Origin of the sequence: Streptomyces marincola, from assembly GCF_020410765.1 — a bacterium.
Taxonomy (GTDB): Bacteria; Actinomycetota; Actinomycetes; order Streptomycetales; family Streptomycetaceae; genus Streptomyces; species Streptomyces marincola.
This window is the reverse complement of sequence record NZ_CP084541.1, coordinates 2,119,531-2,144,040: the sequence shown is the minus strand read 5'-3', so window position 1 is coordinate 2,144,040 and position 24,510 is coordinate 2,119,531. Positions and strand designations below refer to the sequence as shown.

The 24,510-nt window shown below is 72.5% G+C and carries 17 protein-coding genes; 12 read left to right on the top strand and 5 right to left on the bottom strand.

The window, feature by feature from the left end:
* Window positions 1-2: 2 nt before the first annotated feature.
* The 5 genes from mreD (at window position 3) to LC193_RS08895 (ending at window position 7,925) form a co-directional block, all read left to right on the top strand.
* On the top strand, window positions 3-716 hold the full coding sequence (mreD, locus tag LC193_RS08915) for a rod shape-determining protein MreD (protein WP_226073137.1): 714 nt from the start codon (window positions 3-5) through the stop codon (window positions 714-716).
* 40 nt (window positions 717-756) lie between these two features.
* Window positions 757-3,138, top strand: a complete 2,382-nt coding sequence (gene mrdA, locus LC193_RS08910) for a penicillin-binding protein 2 (protein WP_226073135.1) — start codon at window positions 757-759, stop codon at window positions 3,136-3,138.
* Window positions 3,139-3,199: 61 nt separating this feature from the next.
* Window positions 3,200-4,393 (top strand): FtsW/RodA/SpoVE family cell cycle protein, encoded by a 1,194-nt coding sequence (locus tag LC193_RS08905; RefSeq protein WP_226078524.1) that lies wholly within the window; start codon window positions 3,200-3,202, stop codon window positions 4,391-4,393.
* A gap of 72 nt (window positions 4,394-4,465) precedes the next feature.
* On the top strand, window positions 4,466-5,944 hold the full coding sequence (locus LC193_RS08900; RefSeq protein WP_226073133.1) for a CYTH and CHAD domain-containing protein: 1,479 nt from the start codon (window positions 4,466-4,468) through the stop codon (window positions 5,942-5,944).
* Window positions 5,945-5,993: 49 nt separating this feature from the next.
* Window positions 5,994-7,925, top strand: coding sequence for a TIGR03960 family B12-binding radical SAM protein (locus LC193_RS08895; protein WP_226073132.1), 1,932 nt, complete (start codon window positions 5,994-5,996; stop codon window positions 7,923-7,925).
* Window positions 7,926-8,157: 232 nt separating this feature from the next.
* On the opposite strand, the gene LC193_RS08890 is transcribed toward LC193_RS08895, so the two are convergent.
* Window positions 8,158-9,732, bottom strand: coding sequence for a recombinase family protein (locus tag LC193_RS08890; protein WP_226073131.1), 1,575 nt, complete (start codon window positions 9,730-9,732; stop codon window positions 8,158-8,160).
* Window positions 9,733-9,989: 257 nt separating this feature from the next.
* On the opposite strand from LC193_RS08890, the gene LC193_RS08885 reads away from it, so the two are divergent.
* Together LC193_RS08885 and LC193_RS08880 are read left to right on the top strand one after the other, a co-directional pair.
* Window positions 9,990-10,205: a hypothetical protein gene (locus LC193_RS08885; RefSeq protein ID WP_226073130.1), complete on the top strand. Its 216-nt coding sequence runs from the start codon at window positions 9,990-9,992 to the stop codon at window positions 10,203-10,205.
* Window positions 10,192-10,701, top strand: a complete 510-nt coding sequence (locus LC193_RS08880; RefSeq protein WP_226073129.1) for a DUF6879 family protein — start codon at window positions 10,192-10,194, stop codon at window positions 10,699-10,701. The genes LC193_RS08885 and LC193_RS08880 overlap by 14 nt, the downstream gene beginning before the upstream one ends.
* An 89-nt stretch (window positions 10,702-10,790) precedes the next feature.
* Here the strand turns inward: LC193_RS08880 and LC193_RS08875 are convergent, their stop codons facing one another.
* Window positions 10,791-12,764, bottom strand: coding sequence for a heavy metal translocating P-type ATPase (locus LC193_RS08875; protein WP_226073128.1), 1,974 nt, complete (start codon window positions 12,762-12,764; stop codon window positions 10,791-10,793).
* A gap of 97 nt (window positions 12,765-12,861) precedes the next feature.
* Here LC193_RS08875 and LC193_RS08870 point away from each other — a divergent pair, with 97 nt between their 5' ends.
* Window positions 12,862-13,263, top strand: coding sequence for an ArsR/SmtB family transcription factor (locus LC193_RS08870; RefSeq protein ID WP_226073127.1), 402 nt, complete (start codon window positions 12,862-12,864; stop codon window positions 13,261-13,263).
* A gap of 23 nt (window positions 13,264-13,286) precedes the next feature.
* On the opposite strand, the gene LC193_RS08865 is transcribed toward LC193_RS08870, so the two are convergent.
* Window positions 13,287-13,646, bottom strand: a complete 360-nt coding sequence (locus tag LC193_RS08865) for an ArsR/SmtB family transcription factor (protein WP_226073126.1) — start codon at window positions 13,644-13,646, stop codon at window positions 13,287-13,289.
* Between the two features lie 103 nt (window positions 13,647-13,749).
* On the opposite strand from LC193_RS08865, the gene LC193_RS08860 reads away from it, so the two are divergent.
* Entirely contained in the window at window positions 13,750-15,126 is a 1,377-nt protein-coding gene (locus tag LC193_RS08860) for an MFS transporter (protein WP_226073125.1), read from the top strand.
* 119 nt (window positions 15,127-15,245) lie between these two features.
* Here the strand turns inward: LC193_RS08860 and LC193_RS08855 are convergent, their stop codons facing one another.
* Together LC193_RS08855 and LC193_RS08850 are read right to left on the bottom strand one after the other, a co-directional pair.
* Window positions 15,246-16,160 (bottom strand): hypothetical protein, encoded by a 915-nt coding sequence (locus LC193_RS08855; protein WP_226073123.1) that lies wholly within the window; start codon window positions 16,158-16,160, stop codon window positions 15,246-15,248.
* Window positions 16,157-18,070 (bottom strand): hypothetical protein, encoded by a 1,914-nt coding sequence (locus LC193_RS08850; RefSeq protein WP_226073121.1) that lies wholly within the window; start codon window positions 18,068-18,070, stop codon window positions 16,157-16,159. Before LC193_RS08850 ends, LC193_RS08855 begins: the two co-directional genes overlap by 4 nt.
* A 461-nt stretch (window positions 18,071-18,531) precedes the next feature.
* Between LC193_RS08850 and LC193_RS08845 the strand changes: the two genes are divergently transcribed.
* From LC193_RS08845 to LC193_RS08835, 3 genes are all read left to right on the top strand, one after another.
* Window positions 18,532-19,077: a GNAT family N-acetyltransferase gene (locus LC193_RS08845; RefSeq protein ID WP_176582954.1), complete on the top strand. Its 546-nt coding sequence runs from the start codon at window positions 18,532-18,534 to the stop codon at window positions 19,075-19,077.
* Between the two features lie 104 nt (window positions 19,078-19,181).
* Complete coding sequence (locus LC193_RS08840) at window positions 19,182-19,997, top strand: TIGR03936 family radical SAM-associated protein (protein ID WP_226073120.1); 816 nt, start codon at window positions 19,182-19,184, stop codon at window positions 19,995-19,997.
* Between the two features lie 201 nt (window positions 19,998-20,198).
* Window positions 20,199-24,332, top strand: coding sequence for an Rne/Rng family ribonuclease (locus LC193_RS08835; RefSeq protein WP_226073119.1), 4,134 nt, complete (start codon window positions 20,199-20,201; stop codon window positions 24,330-24,332).
* Window positions 24,333-24,510 lie beyond the last annotated feature (178 nt).

The window sequence follows — 24,510 nt, the reverse complement described above, 5'->3', positions numbered from 1 at the left end:
CGATGCGAGTCTCCCGCGCGCTGCTCGCGCTCATCCTCGTGGTCGTGGCCCTCATGCTCCAGGTCAGCGTGCTCGCGCGGCTCGGGCTGCCGGGCGCCGTGCCCGACCTGCTGCTGCTCACCGTGCTCGGCCTCGCCCTGGTCTACGGCCACGTCGGCGGCTGCCTCACCGGCTTCGCCGCCGGCCTGCTCGCGGACCTCGCGCCGCCCGCCGACCACGCCGTCGGCCGCTACGCCCTGGTGCTCGCCGTGATCGGGTACGCGGCCGGGCTGACCAAGCCCGAGTCGGGCCAGCACCGTTCCGCCACCGTGCCGATGCTGGTCGTCGCCGCCAGCGCGGCAGCCTCGACCCTGCTGTACGCGGGCGTCGGCGCCCTCGTCGGCGACACCGCGGCCCGCGGCGTGGGGCTCACCCACCTGCTGCTCACCGCGACCGTCTACGACCTGCTGCTCGCGCCGTTCGCCGTGCCGCTGGTGATGGCCATGGCCCGCAGACTGGAGAACGATCCGCTGGCGGGCGACGGCGGCTCCGGCGCCTCGGGCGGCGGCGACACCGCCGTGCGGTGGCTCGGCGGTGGCGGCGGCGGGCCGCGCGCCCGCACGCCGCGCCGCACGCGGTTCGGCGGCGCCGCGCGGCTCGGGGGGCGGCGCCCCTCGCTGACCGGCAGGCCGGCACGCGGCCGTGCGGGGCGCATCAAGGGAGTGAAACGCCTGTGAGGGCGCGGCCAACGACGGTTCCCGCACACGGGGAGGTGCTGTGACCAACATCCCGGAGACCGGGCGGACATCGCGGATCACGATCCGGCTCGTCGTCATCCAGATACTGGTGTTCTCGCTGCTGCTCACGCTGGGCGGCCGGCTGTGGTACCTCCAGATCAGGCAGGGCGACGAGTTCGCCGCCGAGGCGGCGGGCAACCACGTGCAGCAGGTCGTGCAGTCGGCCGTGCGCGGCGCGATCCTGGACGCCCGGGGGGTGCCCATCGCGGACAACGAGACCCGGCTCGTGGTCTCCGTCGACCGCTCCCAGCTGAGCCGGCTCCCTGACGACGGCGAGGAGGTGCTCGCCCGCCTCGCCGAACTGCTGGAGATGTCGGTCGAGGACATCACCAACCAGGTGCGGCTGTGCGACGCGGAAACGCCGCAGCCCTGCTGGAACGGCTCGCCGTACCAGCCGATCCCGATCACCGACGAGGCGACCACGCAGCAGGCGCTCCAGATCCGCGAGCGCGCCGAGGACTTCCCCGGCGTGAGCGCCGAGCCGACCGCCGTCCGCCGCTACCCCGCGCCCGACGGCGCGAGGACCGCGCAGGTGCTCGGCTACCTCTCGCCGGTCACCGACGAGGAGGTGCAGGACACCGAGGACACCGACGCGCCGCTGCTGCGTTCCGACCAGATCGGCCGCTCCGGCCTCGAACGCTCCTACGACAGCTACCTGCGCGGCGACGCGGGCGTCACCCGCTACGAGGTCGACAAGTTCGGGCGCGTGCTCGGCGAGGCCGAGAACCAGCCGGCCGAGGCGGGCGCCAACGTGGTGACCACGATCGACACCCGCGTGCAGGCCGTCGTGGAGCGCGAGCTGGTCGCCGCGATGGAAGAGGCGCGCAACACCTACGACGACATCTCGGGCCGCAACTACGAGGCGGAGGCCGGCTCGGCCGTCGTGCTGGAGAACGACACCGGCCGCGTGGTCGCGATGGCCTCGGCGCCCGACTACGACCCGAACGTGTGGGTCGGCGGCATCTCAAGCGACGACTACGCCGCACTGACCGACGAGGACGCCGACGACCCGCTGCTCAACCGCGCCATCCAGGGCCAGGGCCCGCCGGGATCGACGTTCAAAGTCGTCACCACGGCAGCCGCCGTCAACGCCGGGCACCCCTTCGACGGCCGCTACAACTGCTCGTCCGACTACGACATCGGCGGGCAGACGTTCCGGAACTTCGAGTCCTCCTCCTACGGCCCCATCAGCCTGGGCCGCGCCATCGAGGTCTCCTGCAACACCGTCTTCTACCGCATCGCCCACGAGGAATGGCGCGCCGACGGCGGCATCGACCCGGTGGAGAACCCGGACGACTGGCTGTTCCGCACCGCCCACGAGTTCGGCCTCGGCGAGCGCACCGGCATCGACCTGCCGAACGAGGCGCCCGGCCGCATCCCCGACCGGCAGTGGAAGCAGGAGTACTGGGAGGCCAACGAGGAGAGCTGGTGCGAGCTGGCCGAGACCGACCGGCAGGACTACACCGCGCGCATCGCCAGGGAGAACTGCACCGAGGGCATGAAGATGCGCGCCGGTGACATGCTGAACTTCAGCATCGGCCAGGGCGACGTGCTCGTCACCCCCATCCAGCTCGCCACCGTCTACGCGGCCCTCGGCAACGGCGGCACGCTGTACACCCCGCAGGTGGGCCGCGCGGTCATCGCCGCCGACGGCGAGATCGTCGAGGAGTTCGAACCGCAGCCCGCGGGCGAGATCCCGGTGGGCGAGGGAACACTCGAAGACCTGCGCGAGGCCACGGCCGGCGTCGTCACCGGGGACGGCAGCGCGGCCTGGCGGTTCGGCGGCTGGCCGCAGAACGAGATCCCGCTGCGCGCCAAGACCGGCACCGCCGAGGCGTCGGGCGACCAGCAGACCACCTCCTGGCTCGCCACCTACACCGACGACTACACCGTGGTCATGACCATCGCCCAGGCCGGCACCGGCTCCGGCGCCTCAGGACCCGCCGTGCGCAACATCTGGGAGGCGATCTACGGCGTCTCCGGCGGTTCGGTCAACGAGGACGCCGCCCTCCTGCCCGAGCCGCACCGCGACCTGCCGCCGATCGACGAGACCGGCGCCATCGTTCCCCAGGAGGACGAGCGCGAGGCCGCCGGGCAGGCGGGCGACGCGGACGGCGGCCAGGAGGCCGCCGACGGCACGGCCCCCGGCGGGGACGCCGGGACCGGCGTGGCCGGCCCCGGCACGCCGGGCCAGGAGGCCGGACAGGCCGGCCTGCCGCCCGGCGGCCCGCAGGACACGGCCGGGTACGCGGGAGACACCGGGCCGGGACCGGCCGCCGGCGACGCCCCGCCGGGCGCGCCGCCAGGCCCCGGGGAGAACAGCCCACCGGCCCTGCCGCCCGACCGGCGGCAGAACGAGTGACGCGGACGCCGGCGGCACGCCCCGGCACGGCAGAGCACAGCACGGCGGGACGAACGGAAACCTGGTGAGTGTTCACACCCTGACCCTCGACGGGCAGGCCACGCGCAAGAGCACCTGGCGCCGCATCGCCGACCGCGACTCGCCGGCCAGGCGCGTCGACTGGATCCTGCTGCTCGCCGCGCTGGCGCTCTCCGTGTTCGGCGCGGTCCTGGTCTGGTCGGCCACGCGCAACCGCACCGAGATCAACGGCGGCGACTCCGAGTTCTTCCTCATCCGGCAGGGCGTCAACCTGGCCATCGGCCTCGTCCTCGCCGCCGGCGTGGTGTGGCTCGGGCACCAGCGGCTGCGCAGCGCGGTGCCGCTGTTCTTCGCCCTCTCGATCGGCGCGATGCTCCTGGTCTTCAGCCCGCTCGGCACGGAGATCAACGGGCAGCGCGCGTGGCTCTCGATCGGCGGATACACCCTCCAGCCCGGCGAGTTCGCCAAGATAGCCGTCATCCTCGGCATGGCCCTCATACTCGCGGCCCAGGTCGACGCCGGGGACCGCGAGCACCCGGGCCGCCGGGCCGTACTCCAGGCGCTCGCGCTCGCCGGCGTCCCGCTGGCCATCGTCGTCATCGACGACATGGGCATGGCCATGGTGCTCACCATGATCGTCCTGGGCATCCTGCTGGCCTCGGGCGCACCGCTGAAATGGTCGATCGGCCTCATCCTCGCCGGCGTCGCGGCCGCCGTCCTGGTCTGGGCGCTCGGAGTGCTCGACCAATACCAGATCGACAGGTTCGCCGCGTTCGCCGACCCCTCGCGCGACCCCTCCGGCGTCGGCTACAACACCAACCAGGCCAGGATCGCCATCGGCTCGGGCCAGCTCACCGGCACCGGCCTCTTCCAGGGCACCCAGACCACCGGCCAGTTCGTGCCGGAACAGCACACCGACTTCATCTTCACCGTGGCCGCCGAGGAACTCGGCTTCGTCGGAGCCGGCGGCATCATCGTGCTCATCGGCGTCATCCTGTGGCGCGCGCTGCGCATCGCGCGCGACGCCCCCGACCTCTACAGCACGATCATCGCGGCCGGGATCGTCGCGTGGTTCGCGTTCCAGTGCTTCGAGAACATCGGGATGGCGCTCGGCATCATGCCCGTCGCGGGCCTGCCGCTGCCGTTCGTCTCCTACGGCGGCACGGCGATGTTCGCGGTGTGGATCGCCATAGGACTGCTCCAGTCCGTGCGCATGAAACGTCCGCTCTCCGCCTGAAACACCCGTTTGCCCCGCCGACGTGCGGCGACCCGTGAAGGGAGACGACGCCACACCGCGGAAGGGGACCCCATGGCCGCACGGAACGGCACCACGAGCACCACCGAGGTCGAGCGCAAGTACGAGGGAACGGCGCCGCTGCCCGAACTGGCCGGCGCCGGACCCGTCCGCACCACCCGCGACCCCGGAACCGTCCGGCTCGACGCCGTCTACTACGACACCCCCGACCGGCGGCTCGCCCACGGCGGCGTCACCCTGCGCCGCCGCACCGGCGGCGCCGACGAGGGCTGGCACCTCAAACTGCCGCTGGGCACCGGCGCGCGCGAGGAGATCAGGGCACCGCTCACCGACCACATCCCCGACCCCCTGCGCGCGCTGGTCCGCTCGCGGGCCCGCCGCGAACCCCTCGGACCGATCGTCACCCTGCACACCGACCGCCGCCGCAGACTGCTCCTCGACGCCGAGGGCACCGCGCTCGCCGAGGTCTGCGTCGACACCGTCACCGCCGAGCGCGACGGAAACACCGCCGAGTGGACCGAGATCGAGGTCGAACTCGCCGACGGCGCCGACCCCGCCGTCCTCGACGCCGTCGAGGAACGCCTCGCCGCCGCGGGACTGCGCCCCTCGGCCGACGCCTCCAAACTCGCCAGGGCCCTGGCGGAGACCGCCGCCACCACGCAGCCCCCCGCCCCCGGCAGCGGAACGGCCGGCGCCGACGTGCTCGACTACGCCCGACGCCAGCTCGACATCCTGACCTCGCTCGACCCCGCCGTGCGCAGGGACAGGACCGACTCCGTGCACCGCATGCGGGTCGCCGCCCGCCGCCTGCGCAGCTGCCTGCGCTCCCACCGCAAGGTCCTCGACCGCGCCGCCACCCGGCCCGTCGAGGAGGAACTGCGCTGGCTCGGACGGGAACTCGGCACCGACCGCGACCGCGAAGTCCTGGCCGACCGCCTCGGCCTGCGCCTCGGCGAACTGCCGCCCGACCTGGTGAGCGGACCCGTCGCCCTGCGCCTGGCCCGCCGCGACGGCACGGAACGCCGGACCACCAGGGCCCGCGTCCTCGCCACCCTGGACAGCCCCCGCTACCTCGCCCTGCTCGACACGCTGCACCTGCTGCTGCACACCGCGCCGCCGCTGCGCGGCCCCGCCCACCGCCCCGCGGCCGACGTCATGCCCAAGACGATGCGCCGCGAACGCGACCGCCTGCTGCGACGGCTCGACCAGGCCGCCCGGACCGAACCGGGACCCGACCGCGACACCGCCCTGCACCGGGCCAGGAAGGCCGCCAAACGCGCCAGGTACGCGGCCGAGACCGCGCGCCCCGCGCTCGGCAAGAAGGCCCGCAAGCAGGGCAAGCGCTTCAAGCGCGTGCAGCAGCTCCTCGGCGACCACCACGACAGCGTCGTCACCAGGGAGGCGCTGCGCCGCATCGCGGCGGAGGCCGAGAACGCGGGCGAGCCGTCCTTCACCTACGGCGTCCTGTACGGGCGCGAGGCAGGGCTTGCCGCCGACGACGAACGGAGGCTCGCGCGCGTGCGGGTACGCTGAATGGTCAAGCACCGCACCCTGCTCGCCCTGTCCGAAGGACACGAATCCCATGCCTGTCGAGTCGGTCTTCCCGCGCCTGGAGGCCCTCCTGCCGCACGTCCAGAAGCCGATCCAGTACGTCGGCGGTGAACTCAACTCCACCGCCAAGGACTGGGACGCCTGCGACGTCCGCTGGGCGCTGATGTACCCGGACGCGTACGAGGTCGGGCTGCCCAACCAGGGCGTCATGATCCTCTACGAGGTGCTGAACGAGCAGGAGGGCGTCCTCGCCGAGCGCACCTACAGCGTGTGGCCCGACCTCGAAGCGCTGATGCGCGAGCACGGCGTCCCGCAGTTCACGGTCGACGCCCACCGGCCGGTGGGCGCGTTCGACCTGCTCGGCGTCTCGTTCGCCACCGAGCTCGGCTACACCAACCTCCTGACCGCCCTCGACCTGGCGGGCGTGCCGCTCGCCGCGCGGGACCGCACCGAGGACCACCCGGTGGTGGTCGCGGGCGGGCACGCGGCGTTCAACCCCGAGCCCGTCGCCGAGTTCATCGACTGCGCGGTCATCGGCGACGGCGAGCAGGCCGTGCTCGACATCACCCGCGTCGTGCGGGCCTGGAAGGCCGAGGGCCGCCCGGGCGGCCGGGAGGAGCTGCTGCTGCGCCTGGCGCGGAGCGGCGGCGTCTACGTGCCGGGCTTCTACGACGTCGAGTACCTGCCCGACGGCCGGATCGCCCGGGTCGTGCCCAACCGCCCGGGTGTGCCGTGGCGGGTCGCGAAGCACACGGTCATGGACCTCGACGAGTGGCCCTACCCGAAGCAGCCGCTGGTCCCGCTCGCCGAGAGCGTGCACGAGCGGATGTCGGTGGAGATCTTCCGCGGCTGCACCAGGGGCTGCCGGTTCTGCCAGGCCGGGATGATCACGCGTCCGGTGCGCGAACGTTCGATCACCGGCATCGGCGACATGGTCGAGAAGGGCCTGAAGGCGACGGGCTTCGAAGAGGTCGGCCTGCTCTCGCTGTCGTCGGCCGACCACAGTGAGATCGCCGATGTCGCCAAGGGGCTCGCGGACCGGTACGAAGAGGACAAGATCGGTCTCTCGCTGCCCTCGACGCGGGTGGACGCGTTCAACATCGACCTCGCCAACGAGCTGACGCGCAACGGGCGGCGCTCCGGCCTCACGTTCGCCCCCGAGGGCGGCAGCGAACGCATCCGCAAGGTCATCAACAAGATGGTGTCCGAGGAGGACCTGATCCGCACGGTCGCCACCGCCTACGGCAACGGCTGGCGGCAGGTGAAGCTGTACTTCATGTGCGGCCTGCCCACCGAGACCGACGAGGACGTGCTCCAGATCGCGGAGATGGCCACCCGGGTCATCGCGAAGGGCCGCGAGGTCTCGGGCTCCAACGACATCCGCTGCACCGTCTCCATCGGCGGCTTCGTGCCCAAGCCGCACACGCCGTTCCAGTGGGCCCCGCAGCTGTCGGCCCCCGAGACCGACGCCAGGCTGGCCAAGCTCCGCGACGCGATCCGCGCCGACAAGCGGTACGGCCGCTCCATCGGCTTCCGGTACCACGACGGCAAGCCGGGCGTCGTCGAAGGGCTGCTGTCGCGCGGCGACCGGCGCGTCGGCGCGGTGATCCGGGCGGTGTACGAGGCGGGCGGCAGGTTCGACGGGTGGCGGGAGTTCTTCTCCTACGACCAGTGGATGCGCTGCGCCGAGGAGACGCTGCCCCCGCAGGGCGTCGACGTCGCGTGGTACACCACGCGCGAACGCGAGTACGAGGAGGTCCTGCCCTGGGACCACCTGGACTCGGGGCTCGACAAGGACTGGCTGTGGGAGGACTGGCAGGACGCCCTCGACGAGGTCGAGGTCGAGGACTGCCGGTGGACTCCCTGCTTTGATTGCGGGGTGTGTCCTCAGTTTGATACGTGGCCACAACTGAGCGAGAGCGGTAAGAAGCTACTGCCGCTGACGGTCAAGAATTCCTCGTGACCAGCGGCGATACGGTCCGGCAGGTGGCTGAGACACTTGCTGGTCTGACCGAGGCGGAGCGTGCCGAGATGCTTCGCACGCTGGGTGCGAAGGGGCGTGAGAAAGCGCCCCGTAAGGTGCGGCGCACGCCGCTGCCCGCCCCCCGGCGAGCCGAGAGCATCGTCTCATCGATTGAGTGGGTGTGACCGATGAGAGGCGTTCGGACAGTGACAGTCCGGCGCCTCTCACTCGTTCAGAGTTCGGCGGCGAAGTCGTCGTTCTTGATGACGAGGCGCTCGCGCACATCGCGAGGGATCTTCAGCCGCAGGTGCACGGACGGAGCGCGCACTCCCTTGATCTTTCTCCTGGTCACCTCGCATGTGATGCCGACTCGGCGCAGGTCCTCCGCCATGGCTTCCATGCCGCCCTCTTCCCACACTTCGCGGAACGTCTTTCCGTTGTGGACGAGAGTCCACCGGTCCTGTGTGGTCTCGGGGTCGATGGCGTTCAGTTCGTCCGTGAGCCCGTCGAGCGCCTTTTCCGCCTGCTCCCGCGTGAACCGCGTCTTCGTGTGGCGGCCTCCCGGTTCGAGCTCGGTCATGTAGTAGGCGATGGCCTCTTCGAGGCGTTTCACCTCGGCGCGGGCTTCGGCTCCTCGTGCGTACTCCCGAACCTGTACGGGGAAGCCCCCGAGGACTCGAAGGACATCGCTCACCAGTACGTCGTAGACGCCCTGGGGGTCGGGGGCACCGAGCCCCCCGCTCTTGCAGTTACCGCACCGCAAGTACGCGTAGTCCCGTCCCTTGTGGCTCGTCTTCTGCACAGTCATGTTGGTTGAGCAGGCGACGCAGATCAGCACGCCGAGGAACTGTGTGGCTCCGCCTGTCTGCCGGGCAGGCTGGTTCTTGCTTCGGCGGTCGAGTGCCGCTTGAAGGGTCTCGAACTCATCCTCGGCGAAGATCGGGGCAGCGACCCGTATCGGCTTGCCGTCGTTGCCGAGGACGATCCTGCTCCGCCGTTTCCCGCCCTGCTTGTTCTCTTCGACCCTGTACCCCATGAGCGCCGGGTTTCGAAGGCGACGGAGCAGAGTTGACGGGGTGAGCCCGGCGGACATGAGTCCAGAGCGGACAATGCACATAACCATGCGACGGGCGGACACTCCTCGCAGAGCCATGCGGCGAGCCCAGTGCAGCGCTTTGTGCGCGTCGGGCTCGATGGCAAGGGCAGGCTTTCCGTTGATCCTCGTCGTGACGTAGCCGTACGCAGGCTTACCGACGAGCCATGCGTCCTGAGTCCGTGTGTAGTCCCACAGTGACGTCACACGGGTAGACGTGTTCGCTGCCTCGATCTCAGCGATGCCACCGATGAGCGTGACCATGATCCGGCCGACAGTCGTACCGAGGTCGATCGCGTCGTTCTTCGAGACCAGATTCTTCCCGTACCGCTCGCACCACTCGATCATGGTCGAGAGATCCGTCACGCGACGGATGAAGCGGTCGAGCTTCCAGAAAAGAAGAGCGTCGAACTCGGGGGCTCGGTTGTTGAGCCACTCGCCGAGAGACTTCCGCTTCCACGGCGGGACCTTCGTTGCCGACACGTTGAGATCCGAAGCGACACCGACGACGCGGTACCCCTTGTCTCTTGCCAGCAGGCGGAGGTCGAGCTCCTGTCGCACCGGCGACGTAGTGTCGTCCGTCAGTACAGACAGGCGGACGGAGAGCAGGGCTCGGGGAGCGTCTTCGGGGAGTAGGGCCTCCGCCCTCTTCAGCTCCTCAAGCAGGGCCAGGTCTGAGGCAGTCCACTCGGCCTCTACGTCGTACGTCTTCACGTCGCTGGACACTACGTGATGGATTTGGCTCCGTGTCTTTGTAATTCAATATGGATATCCAAATCCAGCCCCACCGGTAGGAAGCTGCTCCCGCTCACGGTCAAGAAGTAGCCGCGCGCGGTGCGCGGCCGGGGTGTCGAGCAACGGCTTTGGCCGTGCGGGCCACTTCCCCGTTCGGAAACGTGTATCCCTTGCTCCGGCTGTCCGGGAGGCGCGAGCATCGAGTGGGATGTGAGTGGTCGAGGTCAGGAGAAGCCGTGGGGACATCGCTGCGCAAGCTGTCGGGCGATCCGGAGTGCAAGAACGGAGCGTGCCCTGCTTTGTGGGGCACCGCCGATGGCAAGGACTACGTGGTGCAGGGCCATGTGGTCACCGATCCGGAAGTGCTGGCGCGGCTCGGCACGCCCGAGGGCGAGGCGGCCGTCATGGTTCCGGCCGCCGTGCTGAAGGGGGATTTCCGTGCTCGGCGCTGAGGAGTTCGGTCGCCTCTTCGAGACGTTCGAACGGGCCGCGTTCCGGTTGGAGACGCTGGCCGTGTACGACGTCGAGGAGGAACGGGAGGAGATCGCGCGGTTCCTCGCGGGGGAGGACATGGGGCCGGAATGGGATGACAATCCCTGGGTCCGCTCGATGACGAGCCGGGGCAAGACCGTCTCGCGTGTCCACGTGCTGCGCTCGCCACTGACCGACTATCTCCGGTATGAGCTGGCGGCGTATCCGGGCAACGAACGGGCAGGTGAATCCATCGGCATCGTCGATCTCGCCGAGCGGGAGGTGAGCGGACTCCCCGATCACGACTTCTGGCTTTTCGACGATCGCGACGTGTACCGCATGCACTACACTCCCGGCGGACGGTTCGTCGGGTGTGAACTGCTTCCTGCGGACCGGCTGTCGGAGTACCAGACATACCGGGAACGGGCGCTCGCCCACGCCGTTCCGTTCGCGGCCTACTGGGAGCGGCACCGCTGACGACGGACGCGATCGGAAAAGCCCTGCGACCTGCCCTGTCCCGCCCGGCGGCGGCGGGCGTGACGGCGGACCGGCGTTCGGGCGCGGGCTCATCCGTGCGCCTCGGCGTGGGCGCGTTGCCAGGCGCTGTCGGTGAGCAGGCGGAGGCCGTTGAGCGCGACGAGCAGGGTGGAGCCCTCGTGTCCCGCGACGCCGAGCGGCAGCGGCAGGTGGCCGACCAGGTCCCAGACGACCAGGCCGGTGATGAACGCGCCCGCGATGACGAGGTTCTGGACGACGAGGCGGCGGGCCCGGCGGGAGAGGGCCACGAGGGTGGGGACGGCGCCGAGTTCGTCGCGGACGACGACGGCGTCCGCGGTCTCAAGTGCGAGGTCGGAGCCGGTGCGGCCCATGGCGATGCCGGTGTGGGCGGACGCCAGCGCCGGGGCGTCGTTGACGCCGTCGCCGACGACGAGGGTTGCGGCGCCTGACCGTTCGAGCTCCTTGACGGCGTCCGCCTTGTCCCGCGGCAGCAGTCCGGCGCGGACGTCGGTGATGCCGACGTCGGCGGCGAGGCGGGCGGCGGCGCGCGGGTTGTCGCCGGTGAGCAGGACGGGGGTGGTGCCGGTCAGGGCGGCCAGCGCCGCGACGGTGGCCGGGGCGTCGGGCCTGAGCCGGTCGGCGAGGACGAGCGTTCCGGCCGGGGTGCCGTCCACCTCGACGAGGACCACGGTGCGGCCTTCTCGCTCCAGCCGTGCGGCCTCCGCGGCGGCCGGGTGCCCGGCGCGGCCGTGGAGGAGGCGGGCCGGGCTGCCGACCGCGACGGTGCGGCCGTCGACGCTGCCCCGCACGCCGGAGCCCGGGGTGGAGGCGAAGTCGCGGACCGGGGGGACGCGCAGGTCGCGGGTGCGGGCGGCGTCCACGACGGCGCGCGCGAGGGGGTGTTCGCTGGGGTGCTCGACCGCGGCGGCCAGGGTCAGCAGGGCCTCGGCGTTCAGGCCCGAGTCGGCCAGCGGGCGGATGTCGGTGACGTGCGGGGTGCCTTCGGTCAGGGTGCCGGTCTTGTCCAGGGCGACGGCGTCGACGTGGCCCAGGCGTTCCATGACCACGGCCGACTTGACGAGCACCCCGTGCCGTCCGGCGTTGGCGATGGCGGACAGCAGCGGGGGCATGGTGGCGAGCAGCACCGCGCACGGCGAGGCGACGATCATGAACGTCATGGCCCGCAGCAGTGTCGGCTGCGTGGCGGCGCCGAAGGCCAGCGGCACGAAGAACAGCGCCAGGGTGGCGGCCACCATCCCGATCGAGTAGCGCTGTTCCACCTTCTCGATGAACAGCTGCGTCGGGGCCTTGGTCGCCGACGCCTCCCGCACCATCCGCACGATCTGGGCGATGACCGTCTCCGACGGGTCCCGCCCGACGGCGACGCGCAGCACCCCGGTGCCGTTGAGGGTGCCGGCGAAGACGTCGTCCCCCGGGTGTTTGGCCACGGGCAGGGGTTCGCCCGTGATGGTCGCCTGGTCGACCTCGCTCGCGCCGTCCAGGACGCTGCCGTCGGCGCCGATCCGTTCTCCCGGCCGGACCAGGATGGTGTCGCCGACCCTGAGGCTGTCGGTGGTCACCGTCTCCTCGGTGCCGTCATCGCCGATGCGCACGGCCGTCGGCGGTGCCAGGTCGAGCAGGCCGCGCACCGAGTCGGCGGTGCGGGCGGTGGCGATGGCCTCAAGGGCGCCCGAGGTGGCGAAGATGACGATCAGGAGGGCGCCGTCGAGTACCTGCCCGATGGCCGCCGCTCCGAGGGCGGCGACGACCATGAGCAGGTCCACGTCGAGTGTTCTGTCCTTGAGGGCGCGCAGGCCCGCCCATCCCGGCTCCCAGCCGCCGGTGACGTAGACGGCGGCGAACAGCGGCCCCCACGTCCACGCCGGGGCGCCGAGCAGGTCGAGCGGCAGTGCGGCGAGGAACAGCGCCAGTGCGGTCAGTGCCCACCGCGCCTCCGGCACGTCGAGCACGCGCGTGCGCCGGAAGGTCGGGGCGGCGACGGGGGGTGGGGGCGGGGCGGTCTGGTCCAGGGTGAAGGCCATGGGTGAACGGACCTTTCGCGCGGCGGAGTTCCGACGCGACCATTATGCATGAATAGTTGAACGTCTATTCATGCTTTGGCGTCCGTAGGATGGCTCCATGGGGCATGGAGCGAGGTATCCCGACGACGGCGCGCGGCCGCGCGCCCGGCTGACCCCCGAGAACGCGCCCCAGGTCGCCACCACGCTTCAGGCGCTGTCCACGCCCTCACGCCTCCTGATCCTGGCCCGCCTGCGCGAAGGCCCCTGCGCGGCCACGGAGTTGGCGACCGCGGTGGGCATGGAGCAGTCGGCCTGCTCCCACCAGTTGCGGCTGCTGCGCAACCTGGGCCTGATCACCGGAACGCGCCAGGGCCGTTCGATCCTCTACGCGCTGCACGACGACCACGTCGCCGCCCTGCTCGACCAGGCGCTGTACCACGTCGAGCACCTGCGCCTGGGCGTCACCGACGCCAGGGGCCCGGCCGCCGCGCCACGGGAGGACCCGGCCGCCGCGCCCTGAACCGGCGGCGCCCGGCGGCCGGTTCAGGGGTGCCAGGGCTCGCCTGTGACCTGGTGGTCGGCGTGGCTGAGCGCCTCGGTGACCAGTCGGCGCAGGTGGCCGTCGCGCAGGGCGTACACCGCGCGCCGCCCCTCCCTGCGCGCGTGGACCAGTCCGGCCAGCCGCAGCTTGGCCAGGTGCTGGCTGACGGCGGGGCGGGGGGCTCCGCTCGCGGCGGTGAGCGCGGTGACGTCCGCCTCGCCCCGGGCGAGGAGCCACAGCAGGTGCAGTCTGGTCGGATCGGCCAGGAGCGCGAAGACCGAGGCGGCGGTGCGCAGCTGCTCCTGGTCGGGGGCGTGCAGGTGCGCCTCGCCCGCAACTGCGTGTGGTTTGCCTGCCGCCATGCCGTCATCGTAGCGCCCGGGGCAGTCGCACCATTCATGTATGCGCGTGCGCACATATTGGGTATGTTGAGGGGACCCGTACCGCCGGCCGAGGGGTGCGCCCGTGCTGTCCGTGCTGCGCCACCGCACCTACCGCCGCCTGTTCGCCGCCCAGGCCGTCGCCCTGCTCGGCACCGGGCTGGCGACGGTGGCGCTGAGCCTTCTGGCCTACGACCTCGCGGGCCCCGACGCCTCCGCCGTGCTGGGCACCGCGCTGGCCGTCAAAATGCTCGCCTACGTGGCCGTGCCCCCGGTCATCGGCGCGGTGGCCGCGCGCGTGCCGCGGCGTTCGCTGCTGGTGGCCATGGACGCCGTTCGGGCCGCCGTCGCCCTGGTCCTGCCGTTCGTCACCCAGGTCTGGCAGGTCTACGTCCTCATCCTGCTGCTCCAGGCGGCCTCGGCGGCCTTCACCCCGGCGTTCCAGGCCGTCATCCCCGCGCTGCTGCCCGAGGAACGCGACTACACCCGGGCCCTGTCGCTGTCCCGGCTGGCCTACGACCTGGAGGCCGTGCTCAGCCCGGCGCTGGCCGCCGTTCTGCTGTCGTTCGTCTCCTACACCTGGCTGTTCGCCGGGACCGCGGCGGGGTTCCTTGGCTCAGCGGCACTGGTGGCGGCCTGCGTGCTGCCCGGGCAACCGGCGCCGGACGGCGCGGACGGCAGGCGGCGCGGCGCGGACGGCAGGCGGCGCGGCGCCCCGTCCGGCGTTCGGCTGTTCCTCGCCACCCCGCGGCTGCGTGCGCTGCTCGGCCTCGACCTCGCCGTCGCGGCGGCGGGCGCGACGGTCGTCGTCAACACCGTCGTCCTGGTCCGCGACCACCTGGGACGCGGCGCCGGAGACGTCTCGCTGGCACTGGGTGCCTACGGGGTCGGGTCCATGGTCTCCGCGCTGCTGCTGCCCGGCCTGCTGGAACGCGTCCGCGACCGCTCGGTGATGCTGGCCGGGGCGTTCGCGCTGCCCGCCGTCCTCACCGCCCACGGCCTCGCGGACACGGCCGGAGCGGCGTGGCCCGCCCTCCTCACCGCGTGGGCCGCCCTCGGCGCGGGCTGCTCCGCCGTGCTCACGCCCGTGGGCCGGCTGGTCCGCCGCTCCACGGCCTCCGAGGACCTGCCGGCCGCGTTCGCCGCCCAGTTCTCCCTCTCGCACGGCTGCTGGCTGCTCACCTACCCGGCGGCCGGCTGGCTCGCCGCCTCGGCGGGAACGGACGTCGCGCACGGGGCACTGGCCGCCCTGGCCCTGGCGGGCGCGGGAGGCGCCGCGCTGATCTGGCCCGCCCGCGACCCGGTGCGGCTCGACCACCACCACGACGCCCTGCCGCCCGGCCACCCGCACCTGGCCGCGGCGCGTGCCACGGCCTCCGGCTTCCGGCACAGCCACGACTTCGTCATCGACCGCCTCCACCCGCGCTGGCCGGCCGGCGGGCGCGGGGCGGGGGGCGCGTGACCGGTCGGTGAGGCCGCTCGTCGGCGCGGCGCGGGCGTCAGCGGCGGGGCGAACCCGGCGGCGAGGGCAACGGCGCGGCAGCCATGTGCGCCGTCCGTCGCGCGCCGGTTCGCGAACGGTCACGGGCAGGACGCCGCCAGCACCTTGTCGGTGTAGTCACCCGGCGGCTGGGCCAGCCACATGCTGTTCGTCGCGTCCCAGGTCCAGTACTGCCCTCCGTTGAACCGTTTGATCGCCTCCCTCTGGAGCATCTGCTCCTTCGTCATCCCCTTGTCGTTGGGCCATTTCCCGTCGATGGTGTGGGCGTTCAGGTGCTGGCGCGCCGCCCCCTTGTGCTGGTTGAACAGGGCGATGCCCCTGTCGACATTCGCCTTCCAGTTCCACCGCTCGTCGCAGCTGGCCGCCGGGTTGCACAGCTGCATGATCCCGGTGTCACCGCCTGGGCCGAGTTTCGGGAACCCGTTGCCGCCGAACTGCTCCATCCCGCTCTCGTGGCAGGCGATGCGCGCGATGTCGGTGGCCGCTCCGCCGCACAGCGCGCGCACCGCCGCGCGGGAGGGGTTCGTTCCGATGATGGTCACCCGGGTCTCGGCTTCGACGCGCGTTCCGCCCACGGTCGCGGAGGCCCTGATCCGTGCCTCGCCGCCGCGGATCTCCGCCAGCCCCGGCTGCCACGAGCCCCCGACGACGGCGCGACCGTACTCCTGGTAGCCGCACAGGACCCCCGCGCTCGCGCAGGTGCCTCGTCGCTGCGGTTCGATGATCTCGATGAGCCAGTCGAACGCCGTCGTCGGCGTGGGGTCGGGCACGATCCCGGTGACGCGTGCCCGGCACACGACCGAGGGCATCCGGGGAGTGGCGTCGATCACGAACGGCGGGGCCCCGGCGCCCGGCTGCTCGATGACGAGGACCGGGGGGCCGCTGTTCGGGGCCGCGACGCCGGAGTTGGCCAGTGCTCCGGGAGCGAGCAGCCGCGGGCCGTTCGCCAGCGCTCCGCCCGTGAGCATGGCGGTCCCCAGGGCGGGCTCGGTCATGAGCCGTGGCCGTCGCCGGCGACCTGGGCGGCGGTGGCCCCGGCGCCGGACGTGGAGGAGACGGTGACGCCGCTGTCCGAGGACGAGACCGAGATCTTGCCGGGCAGCGCGACGGAGTTGGGGAAGACGTCTTTGTACAGCCTGGCCTTGACGGTGTCCTGGTCGCTGACGATCTTCTGGCCGAGGGCCTCACGGTCGTTGTCCAGGTTCCGCTGGCGCACCGCCTGGCTCTGGAGGGCGCCGGAGTAGGAGTCGAGGGCCTCGCCCTGGCCGAGGACGGCGTCGACGATGACGCCGTCGGTGCGCATGACGATCTTGTCGGCGCTCATGATGACGCCCGGCACCGTGATGACGTTGCCGGTCTCGTCCGTGTAGGTGGATGTCGTCTTCCGCCAGCGCAGGTAGCGGTCGTTCGGACCGACCTGCCGCTCCTCCACCATCGACGGCTGGACCAGGTTGTCCTTGTAGTCGTAGATCGCGGAGAGCTGGTCGAGGATGATCTTGCGCATCTCCTGCTGGCGCTCCGGTTTGACGTAGGCGGCGAGCAGGGAGTCGAGGCCCGACAGGGGGACCTCCCGGGTGGACTCGCTGTAGCCGTTCCAGAACCCGATGCGCACGTCGACCAGGTGCAGGATCGTGATGTGCTCCTGGTTCATCTGACGGAACGCGAAGTTCAAGGTGCGCGCGACGTTGATGTTCTGCAACTCCCTGGTGATCGCGGTCTCCTCACCGCTCACCGTTTTCACCTCCTCCGAGGTGTTCACCTGGACGTCGCGCTTGGCCGATGCCTTGGCCGCGTGTTTGCTGACCGCGTTGCTCATGTTCTTCGAGAATTGTTCGCGCTGCGCCGCCGTGGCGCCTTTCACGCCGCCGCTGACCTTGGCGCTGGCGAATCCCCAGGAACCCTCGGCCTCCGCCTCGACGTGCCATTCGAGGCTTTTCTGGTTGGCCTGCTTGTCCGAGTTCTCCTGCTGCACGGTCTGCTCGAAGTCGTCGGCGCTGGTTTCGGAGAACGAGTCGAGCACGCTGGACGCCGCTTTGCTCTCGGTCTCGGTTCTCCGGTAGGTCTTGACGCTGATGGTCGTCTTCTCGCCCGGCAGGAGGCTGAACGTCTTGATGGTGCGGCCGGCCCCGTACTGGCCGAGGAACGACGAGAACCGGTACGTCTCCACCAGTGCCATCTGCGGCTTTCCCGGGGGAAGTTCGCCGGAGCCGGAAGACGTCGGGAAGGGGTCGGGCAGGAAGTGGAACCCGTAGTCGCCCCAGAGGGTGCGGCGCATGCTCAGGCGCCGGCCTGAGCTGAGCATCTCGGCCACGTGCCCGGCGTCCAGATCGGTGATGTCCGGCTGCGTCCGCTGACTGCCCACCGCGGCGTGGGAGAGCACCGCGCCGCGCACCGCGGGGGGCAGGTGCGTGATCGCGGTGCCGGCCGGGGTGTCCGCCGCGGCCAGGGATTCCGCCGACCCGCGGTCGAGGGAGCCGTCGCTTCCGGGATCGTACGGCGCCTCTCCCGACACCACGGGCTGGAGATCGGGAGTCGCCCGGCCCACGCGCAGCGCCTTGGCCAGCACACTCGTGGTCGCCGTGTCGAGCGCGCCGGCGCTTTCTGCGACCGCGCTCTGCGTGGAGAAGAGCCCCGCGTAGGTCGCCGCGGGGTCCTTGATCCCGGGGAAGGTCTTGAGGTCTCCGGTCCGCAGCAGCCTGGCCACATCAGTGGGTGTGACCTGTGCCAGTGCCTGCGCGGGCGTGCGGGAGGGAGCCTTGAACGCCTCGGGCACGAACCAGTTCGCTGGGTCGTCCACATCCAGGGCGATGATGTTCCGCCCGCTGTACGAGGTGGGCTCGGGCACGTTGTAGCTGAGAACGGACGCCTTGCCGTTCGGGTCGAGTTTGGAGATCGGCTCCGCCATGAGCGATCCCTTTCAGGTGGGGGAATACGGTCGCGCGGAATAGCGCGTTGCCCTTGTTATCACCTCGGCGGACAAGGAACTGGGGAGGCCGTGGACGCCCGGACGGACGTCGGATTCCGCTGAATGGTCGCGTTTGCCGAAGGCGCCGCGACGAAACGCGCGCACGGTCGCTCGGGAAAGTGCCGCGGAAAAGCACACGCCGTCGGCCCTGCTGCGTGCGGTCGGCCGGCACGGGACGGGTGGGTGAAATTCACCCGGAGAACACCGGCCGGAAGGAGACGGCGGGCGGCCGGCCGGCGCACGGCCCGTCGAGCCGTCGCGTGTCCGCGAGAACGGAGGCGTGCGCGCGGGGGCGAGCACGGGCCCCGGGCCGGCGGGTGCGGAACGGGGGCGAGGGGCGGGGGCGCGTGACCGGCGGGGCCGGGGTTGCCGGGGCGGTGGGCGCGGCGCAGGATGGGGCGGTGCCCACGCTCGTCACTCCCACCACAGCCGTCCACGCCTCGTTCCTCGACGCGGTCGAGGAGTTCCGCGCCGAGGGCCGCGGGCTGCCGCGGGACAACTCCATGCTGGGCCGCGACATCTCCGTCTACGGATCGTCCTGGCGGGACCCGGCCGTCTTCGCGCGGTACGTCGAGGAGAGCGTCGCGGCGGCGCGCGACGACGTCATGCCGCCGCCGGGCTTCGTACGCAGCACCACCCTGTGGTATGTGGCGGGCGACACGTTCATCGGCCGGCTCTCCATCCGGCACCGGCTCACCCAGCGGCTGCTGGACTGGGGCGGCATCATCGGCTACGACGTGCGGCCCTCCGCGCGCCGCCGCGGGCACGCCACCGCCATGCTGCGGGAGTCGCTGCCCCTGGCGCGCGGCCTCGGGCACGACCCGGTCCTGGTGACGTGCGACCACGACAACGTCGCGTCACGCAAGGTGATCGAGGCGTGCGGCGGGGTCTTCGAGGACCGGCGCGGGGAGAAGCTGCGGTACTGGATAGCCACGGGCGGCACGTAACCTGGGAGCAAGCAACGGCCCGTTACCGGGCCCCTGGGTTTCGTACGAGGGACTGAAGAGCACTGGGCAAGCGACAGCCCGTAGGGCCACCGCCCGCTCCCGCGGTGCAGCGCGTCAGGATGCGGTACACCAAGCGGGGCCGTCTGCGGTTCACCAGCCACCGTGATTTCCAGCGCGCCTTCGAGCGCGCTCTGCGCCGGGCCGCGGTGCCCATGGCGTACTCCGCCGGGTTCACCCCCCATCCCAAGGTCTCCTACGCGAACGCCGCACCCACCGGCACCGCGAGCGAGGCGGAGTATCTGGAGATCGCCCTGGCCGACCGGCGTGACATCGCGGAGCTGAGCGCACGACTCGACGCCTCGCTGCCGGACGGCCTCGACATCGTCGACGTGGTGGAGGCCCGCACCGCCGAGTTCGCGGAGCGGTTGCAGGCGTCCCACTGGGAGCTGCGGCTCGACGGCGTCCCGGTGGCGGAGGCCGAGCGCGCCGTGGCGGCGTTCCTGGCCGCCGACAGCGTCGAGGTGCGGCGGCAGACCAAGAAGGGGCTGCGGGCCTTCGACGCCCGTGCCGCGGTGGTCTCGCTCACCGCGGAGCCCGCTCAGCTCACCGCGGAGCCCGCTGAAGGGAACTCCTCAGGTGGGTCCCATGGGCCAGGCCCCGGTCCTTGTGCGATACTGCGGCTGGTAGTGCGGCATCTCATCCCCGCCGTACGACCCGACGACGTCGTGTCCGGTCTCCGCGTTGCGGCCGACCTGGCGCCGCCGGTCCCCGCAGCGGTGACCAGGCTGGCGCAGGGGCCGCTCGATGAGGAGACAGGCATGGTGACCGACCCGTTCGCGCCCGACCGCGACGCTGCCGGGGCCGCCCTGACCAGGGCCGCCGGGCAGCAGGCCGCGGCGGCGCCGGGGGTCGCCGGATAGCGATGCCGTTGCTGCGCCGCAGATGAACGGCCCGGGGCCAGGGAGCCACTCGGGCCCGGCTGTTCCGGGCGACGCACCGACCAGCAGACTTTCGCCGTAGCCGGCCGCAGTGGCCCGGAACCGGCGAGCGATACGAACAGCTCTCGAGCGGCGCCCGCTCGGCGGTGAGGCGCCCGGGAGCGTGACGGGAGAACCGCCCGCATGCAAGAGGCCAACGAATCCGTGGGGCCCGACGGTGCCAAGCGCGCCGTGCGGACCACCACGAAGAACAACGCTTCGACGACCGACCACACCGACACGACACCGAGTGCCACGTTGCCGCCGCGCCGCCGGCGCGCCGCGACTCGCCCGGCGGGCCCGCCCGCCCCGGCGGCGGAGGAACCCGCGGCAGGCGTTCAGGAGATCGAGGCCGCGCCCAGGAAACGCCGTGGTGTGACGCGCGTCGCGTCCGAACCCGTTCCGGCGTCCGAGCCGGCGATCGAGCCCGCGGCCGTGCCCGAGCCCGCCGCCCAGGCGCAGGTCGCGGCCCCGGAGGCGGAGCCGGAGGCCGCCGCGCCCCGGCGGCGGCGCCGCGCGACCCGCGCGGCTGCCGCGCCGGCCCAGACGCCGGCCGCGCAGCCGCAGGCGGCCGACGAGCCGGCGGAGGAGGCGGCCCCGGCCCGGCGTCGGCGCCGTGCCGCGCCCGCGCCCGAGCCTGTGCAGGAGCCGGAGTCGGTTCCGGTGGCGCAGGTGGGTGCTGAGGGTGAGTCGGAGGTGGCGGCGCCGAGGCGTCGTCGTCGTGCGACGCGTGCGGCGGCCGAGCCCGTGGCGCAGCCCGAGGCGCAGGCCGTTCCTGAGCCGGTGAAGGAGCCGGAGCCGGAGTCGGTTGCGGCGCAGGTGGGTGTTGAGGGTGAGTCGGAGGTGGCGGCGCCGAGGCGTCGTCGTCGTGCGACGCGTGCGGCGGCCGAGCCCGTGGCGCAGCCCGAGGCGCAGGCCGTTCCTGAGCCGGTGAAAGAACCGGTGAAGGAGTCGGAGCCGGAGTCGGTTGCGGCGGCGCAGGTGGGTGCTGAGGGTGAGTCGGAGGTGGCGGCGCCGAGGCGTCGTCGTCGTGCGACGCGTGCGGCGGCCGAGCCCGAGGCGCAGGCCGCGCCGGAGCCGGTGAAGGAACCGGTGAAGGAGCCGGAGCGGGCGCGGGAGCGGAAGGAGCCGGCGTCGCCGCCCTCCGTTCCCGTGGCCCCGGTGTTCCGGGCGCCGGTGTTCCAGGCCCCCATGTTCCAGACACCCCAGCGGGCCGCCGAGGAGGCGGTGCGCAGCGCGGCACTCGGCGCCGAGGCCGACGAGGCCGATGACGTCGACGAGACGGACGAGCTCACGGAGCCGGAGGGCCTCGCGGCCTCGGGCGAGGCCGTGGCGGAGGACGAGCGCAACCTCGATGGGGCCGACGAGGCCGACGAGGCCGCGGACGAGGACGAGGCGCAGGCCGACCGGCCCGCCCGCAGGCGGCGCCGCGGTGGCCGCAGGCGCCGGCGCGGCGAGACCGCGGAGCGCGCGGCCGAGGCCGCGGCCGCCGTTTCGGCCGAGACCGGAGCGGACGCGGAAGAGGCCGGCCCCGAGGGCGCCGACGCGGGCGGAGAGGCCGACGCGGAGCCCGCAGGCGAGGCGGAGGACGCCGAGCCGGACGCGGACGCCGAGGACGAGGCGGAGAGCGGCGGCTCCTCGCGCCGCAGGCGGCGGCGCAGGCGGCGCAGCGGCGAGTCGGGCGAGGCGGCGGACGGCGACGATCCGGAGCGCACGGTCGTGAAGGTCCGCGAGCCGCGCCGCAAGCGCGACGATGCGGCCGGGTCCGACGGCGTGCAGTCCATCAAGGGCTCCACGCGTCTTGAGGCGAAGAAGCAGCGCCGGCGCGAGGGCCGTGAGCAGGGCCGCCGCCGCGCGCCGATCATCACCGAGGCGGAGTTCCTCGCGCGCCGGGAGTCCGTCGAGCGGGTCATGATCGTCCGGCAGAGCGGCGAGCGCACGCAGATCGCCGTTCTTGAGGACGACGTGCTCGTCGAGCACTTCGTGAACAAGGAGCAGTCGGCGTCCTACGTCGGCAACGTCTACCTCGGCAAGGTGCAGAACGTCCTGCCGTCGATGGAGGCGGCGTTCGTCGACATCGGCAAGGGCCGCAACGCCGTGCTGTACGCGGGCGAGGTCAACTTCGAGGCGCTCGGGCTCGGCAACGGGCCGCGCCGCATCGAGACCGCCCTGAAGTCGGGCCAGCCGGTGCTCGTCCAGGTCACCAAGGACCCCATCGGCCACAAGGGCGCGCGGCTGACCAGCCAGATCTCACTCCCGGGCCGCTACCTGGTGTACGTGCCCGAGGGCTCGATGACCGGGATCAGCCGGAAGCTGCCCGACACCGAGCGCGCGCGGCTGAAGCAGGTGCTCAAGAAGATCGTTCCCGAGGACGCGGGCGTCATCGTGCGGACGGCCGCCGAGGGCGCGAGCGAGGAGGAGCTGACGCGGGACGTCGAACGGCTCCAGGCGCAGTGGGAGGAGATCAAGAAGAAGTCCAAGAAGGGCAACGCGCCCGCGCTGCTGTACGGCGAGCCGGACATGACCGTCCGCGTGGTGCGCGACATCTTCAACGAGGACTTCTCGAAGGTCATCGTCAGCGGCGACGAGGCGTGGGAGACCATCCACGGGTACGTGGCGCACGTGGCGCCCGACCTCAAGGACCGGCTCCAGCGCTGGACGTCCGAGGTCGACGTGTTCGCGACGTACCGCATCGACGAGCAGCTGATGAAGGCCCTGGACCGCAAGGTGTGGCTGCCGAGCGGCGGTTCCCTGGTCATCGACAGGACCGAGGCCATGGTCGTCATCGACGTGAACACCGGCCGGTTCACGGGCCAGGGCGGCAACCTGGAGGAGACGGTCACCAGGAACAACCTGGAGGCGGCCGAGGAGATCGTCCGCCAGCTGCGGCTGCGCGACCTCGGCGGCATCATCGTGATCGACTTCATCGACATGGTGCTGGAGTCCAACCGCGACCTGGTGCTGCGGCGGCTGCTCGAATGCCTCGGCAGGGACCGGACGAAGCACCAGGTGGCGGAGGTCACCTCGCTCGGTCTCGTGCAGATGACGCGGAAGCGGGTCGGGCAGGGGCTGCTTGAGTCGTTCTCCGAGCCGTGTGTCCACTGCAACGGCCGGGGCGTCATCGTGCACGCCGACCACGTGCACGCGCCGGGCGGCGGGGGCGGCAAGAAGAGCCGCAAGCGCGGCCGGGCGGCGGCCGAGGAGCCGCAGCCGGTGGCCGAGGCCCCGCAGGCGGAGACCGGCGGCGAGGAGCGGCAGGCCGGGCCCGCGCCGGTGGACGGCGAGCCGGTGACGCCGATCGTGCCGCCGGAGACGGCGCGGGAGGACGAGCCGATCGAACGGGTCGAGCGCGTCGTGCCGCCCGGGGATGCCGAGCCCGCGGCTCCGGCCGAGCCCGCGGCCGAGCAGGCGCCCGCGCCGGTGGAGCCCGCGGCCGAGCAGGCGCAGGGGCCGCGCAGGCGGCGGCGCGTCACCCGCAAGGTGAGCGCGCCCGCCGGGCCGCCGAAGGCGGCGGCCGAGGCGGCCGTGACGGTGGTCGCTCCCGCGGCGGCCGAGCAGCCGGAGCCCGAGCCCGTTCGGCAGCCCGAGCCCGAGCCGGTGCCCGCCGCGGAGCAGGAGGAGCCCGCGCCGCCGCGGCGCCGCGGCAGCCGGAAGGCGTCCGCCCCGGCGGGCGCGCCGAAGGCGGCCGATGACGCCTCGGTGGTCGTCGTCGCGGCGAACGCGCCCGCGGAGCCCGTGGCGGAGCCGGAGCCGGCGTCCCCCGCGCCGGAGCAGGCCGTCGCGGCGCCGCCGCGGCGCCGGGTGGTCAGGCGGGCCTCCGCCCCGGCGGGCTCGCCCGAGGGGGCGACCGAGGCCGTGGTGACCGTCGTGACCGCGGACGCGGCCAAGAAGGCCACGGCGCGGAAGACGGCGAAGAAGGCCACGGCCAGGAAGGCCGCCGCGGCCGAGGCGGCCGAGGCACCGGTGGCGGCCGAGGCGCCCGCGGTCGAGGAGGCTCCGGTCGAGGCCACGGCGGCCGAGGAGGTCCCGGCCGAGGAGGCCCCGGCGAAGAAGACGGCCGCGCGGAAGACGGCCACGAAGAAGACGGCGGCCAAGAAGGCCACGGCCAAGAAGACGGCGGCGAAGAAGACCACCGCCAAGAAGGCCGCGACCAAGAAGGCCGCCACCAAGACGGCGGCCAAGAAGACGGCGAAGAAGACCACGGCGAAGAAGGCGGCCAAGACCGCCTCCGCCGCGGAGCAGCCGGCATCCTCGGTCCCGGCCCCGGCCGGCGAGTGACGCGTGTGGCCTGCCGCCCCGGCCGGGGCGGCAGGCCACACCTGATTTGACCTGCTTGTCGGCGCGTCCGTATTCTTGACCGTCGGCGTGTCATCTGGCCCGCCACCCTCTGAGCACTCACCTCCCGCGTGGCGCACGTTCGCTTTCGTTCGTGCCCGGGAGAGGCCGGGCGCTTCGC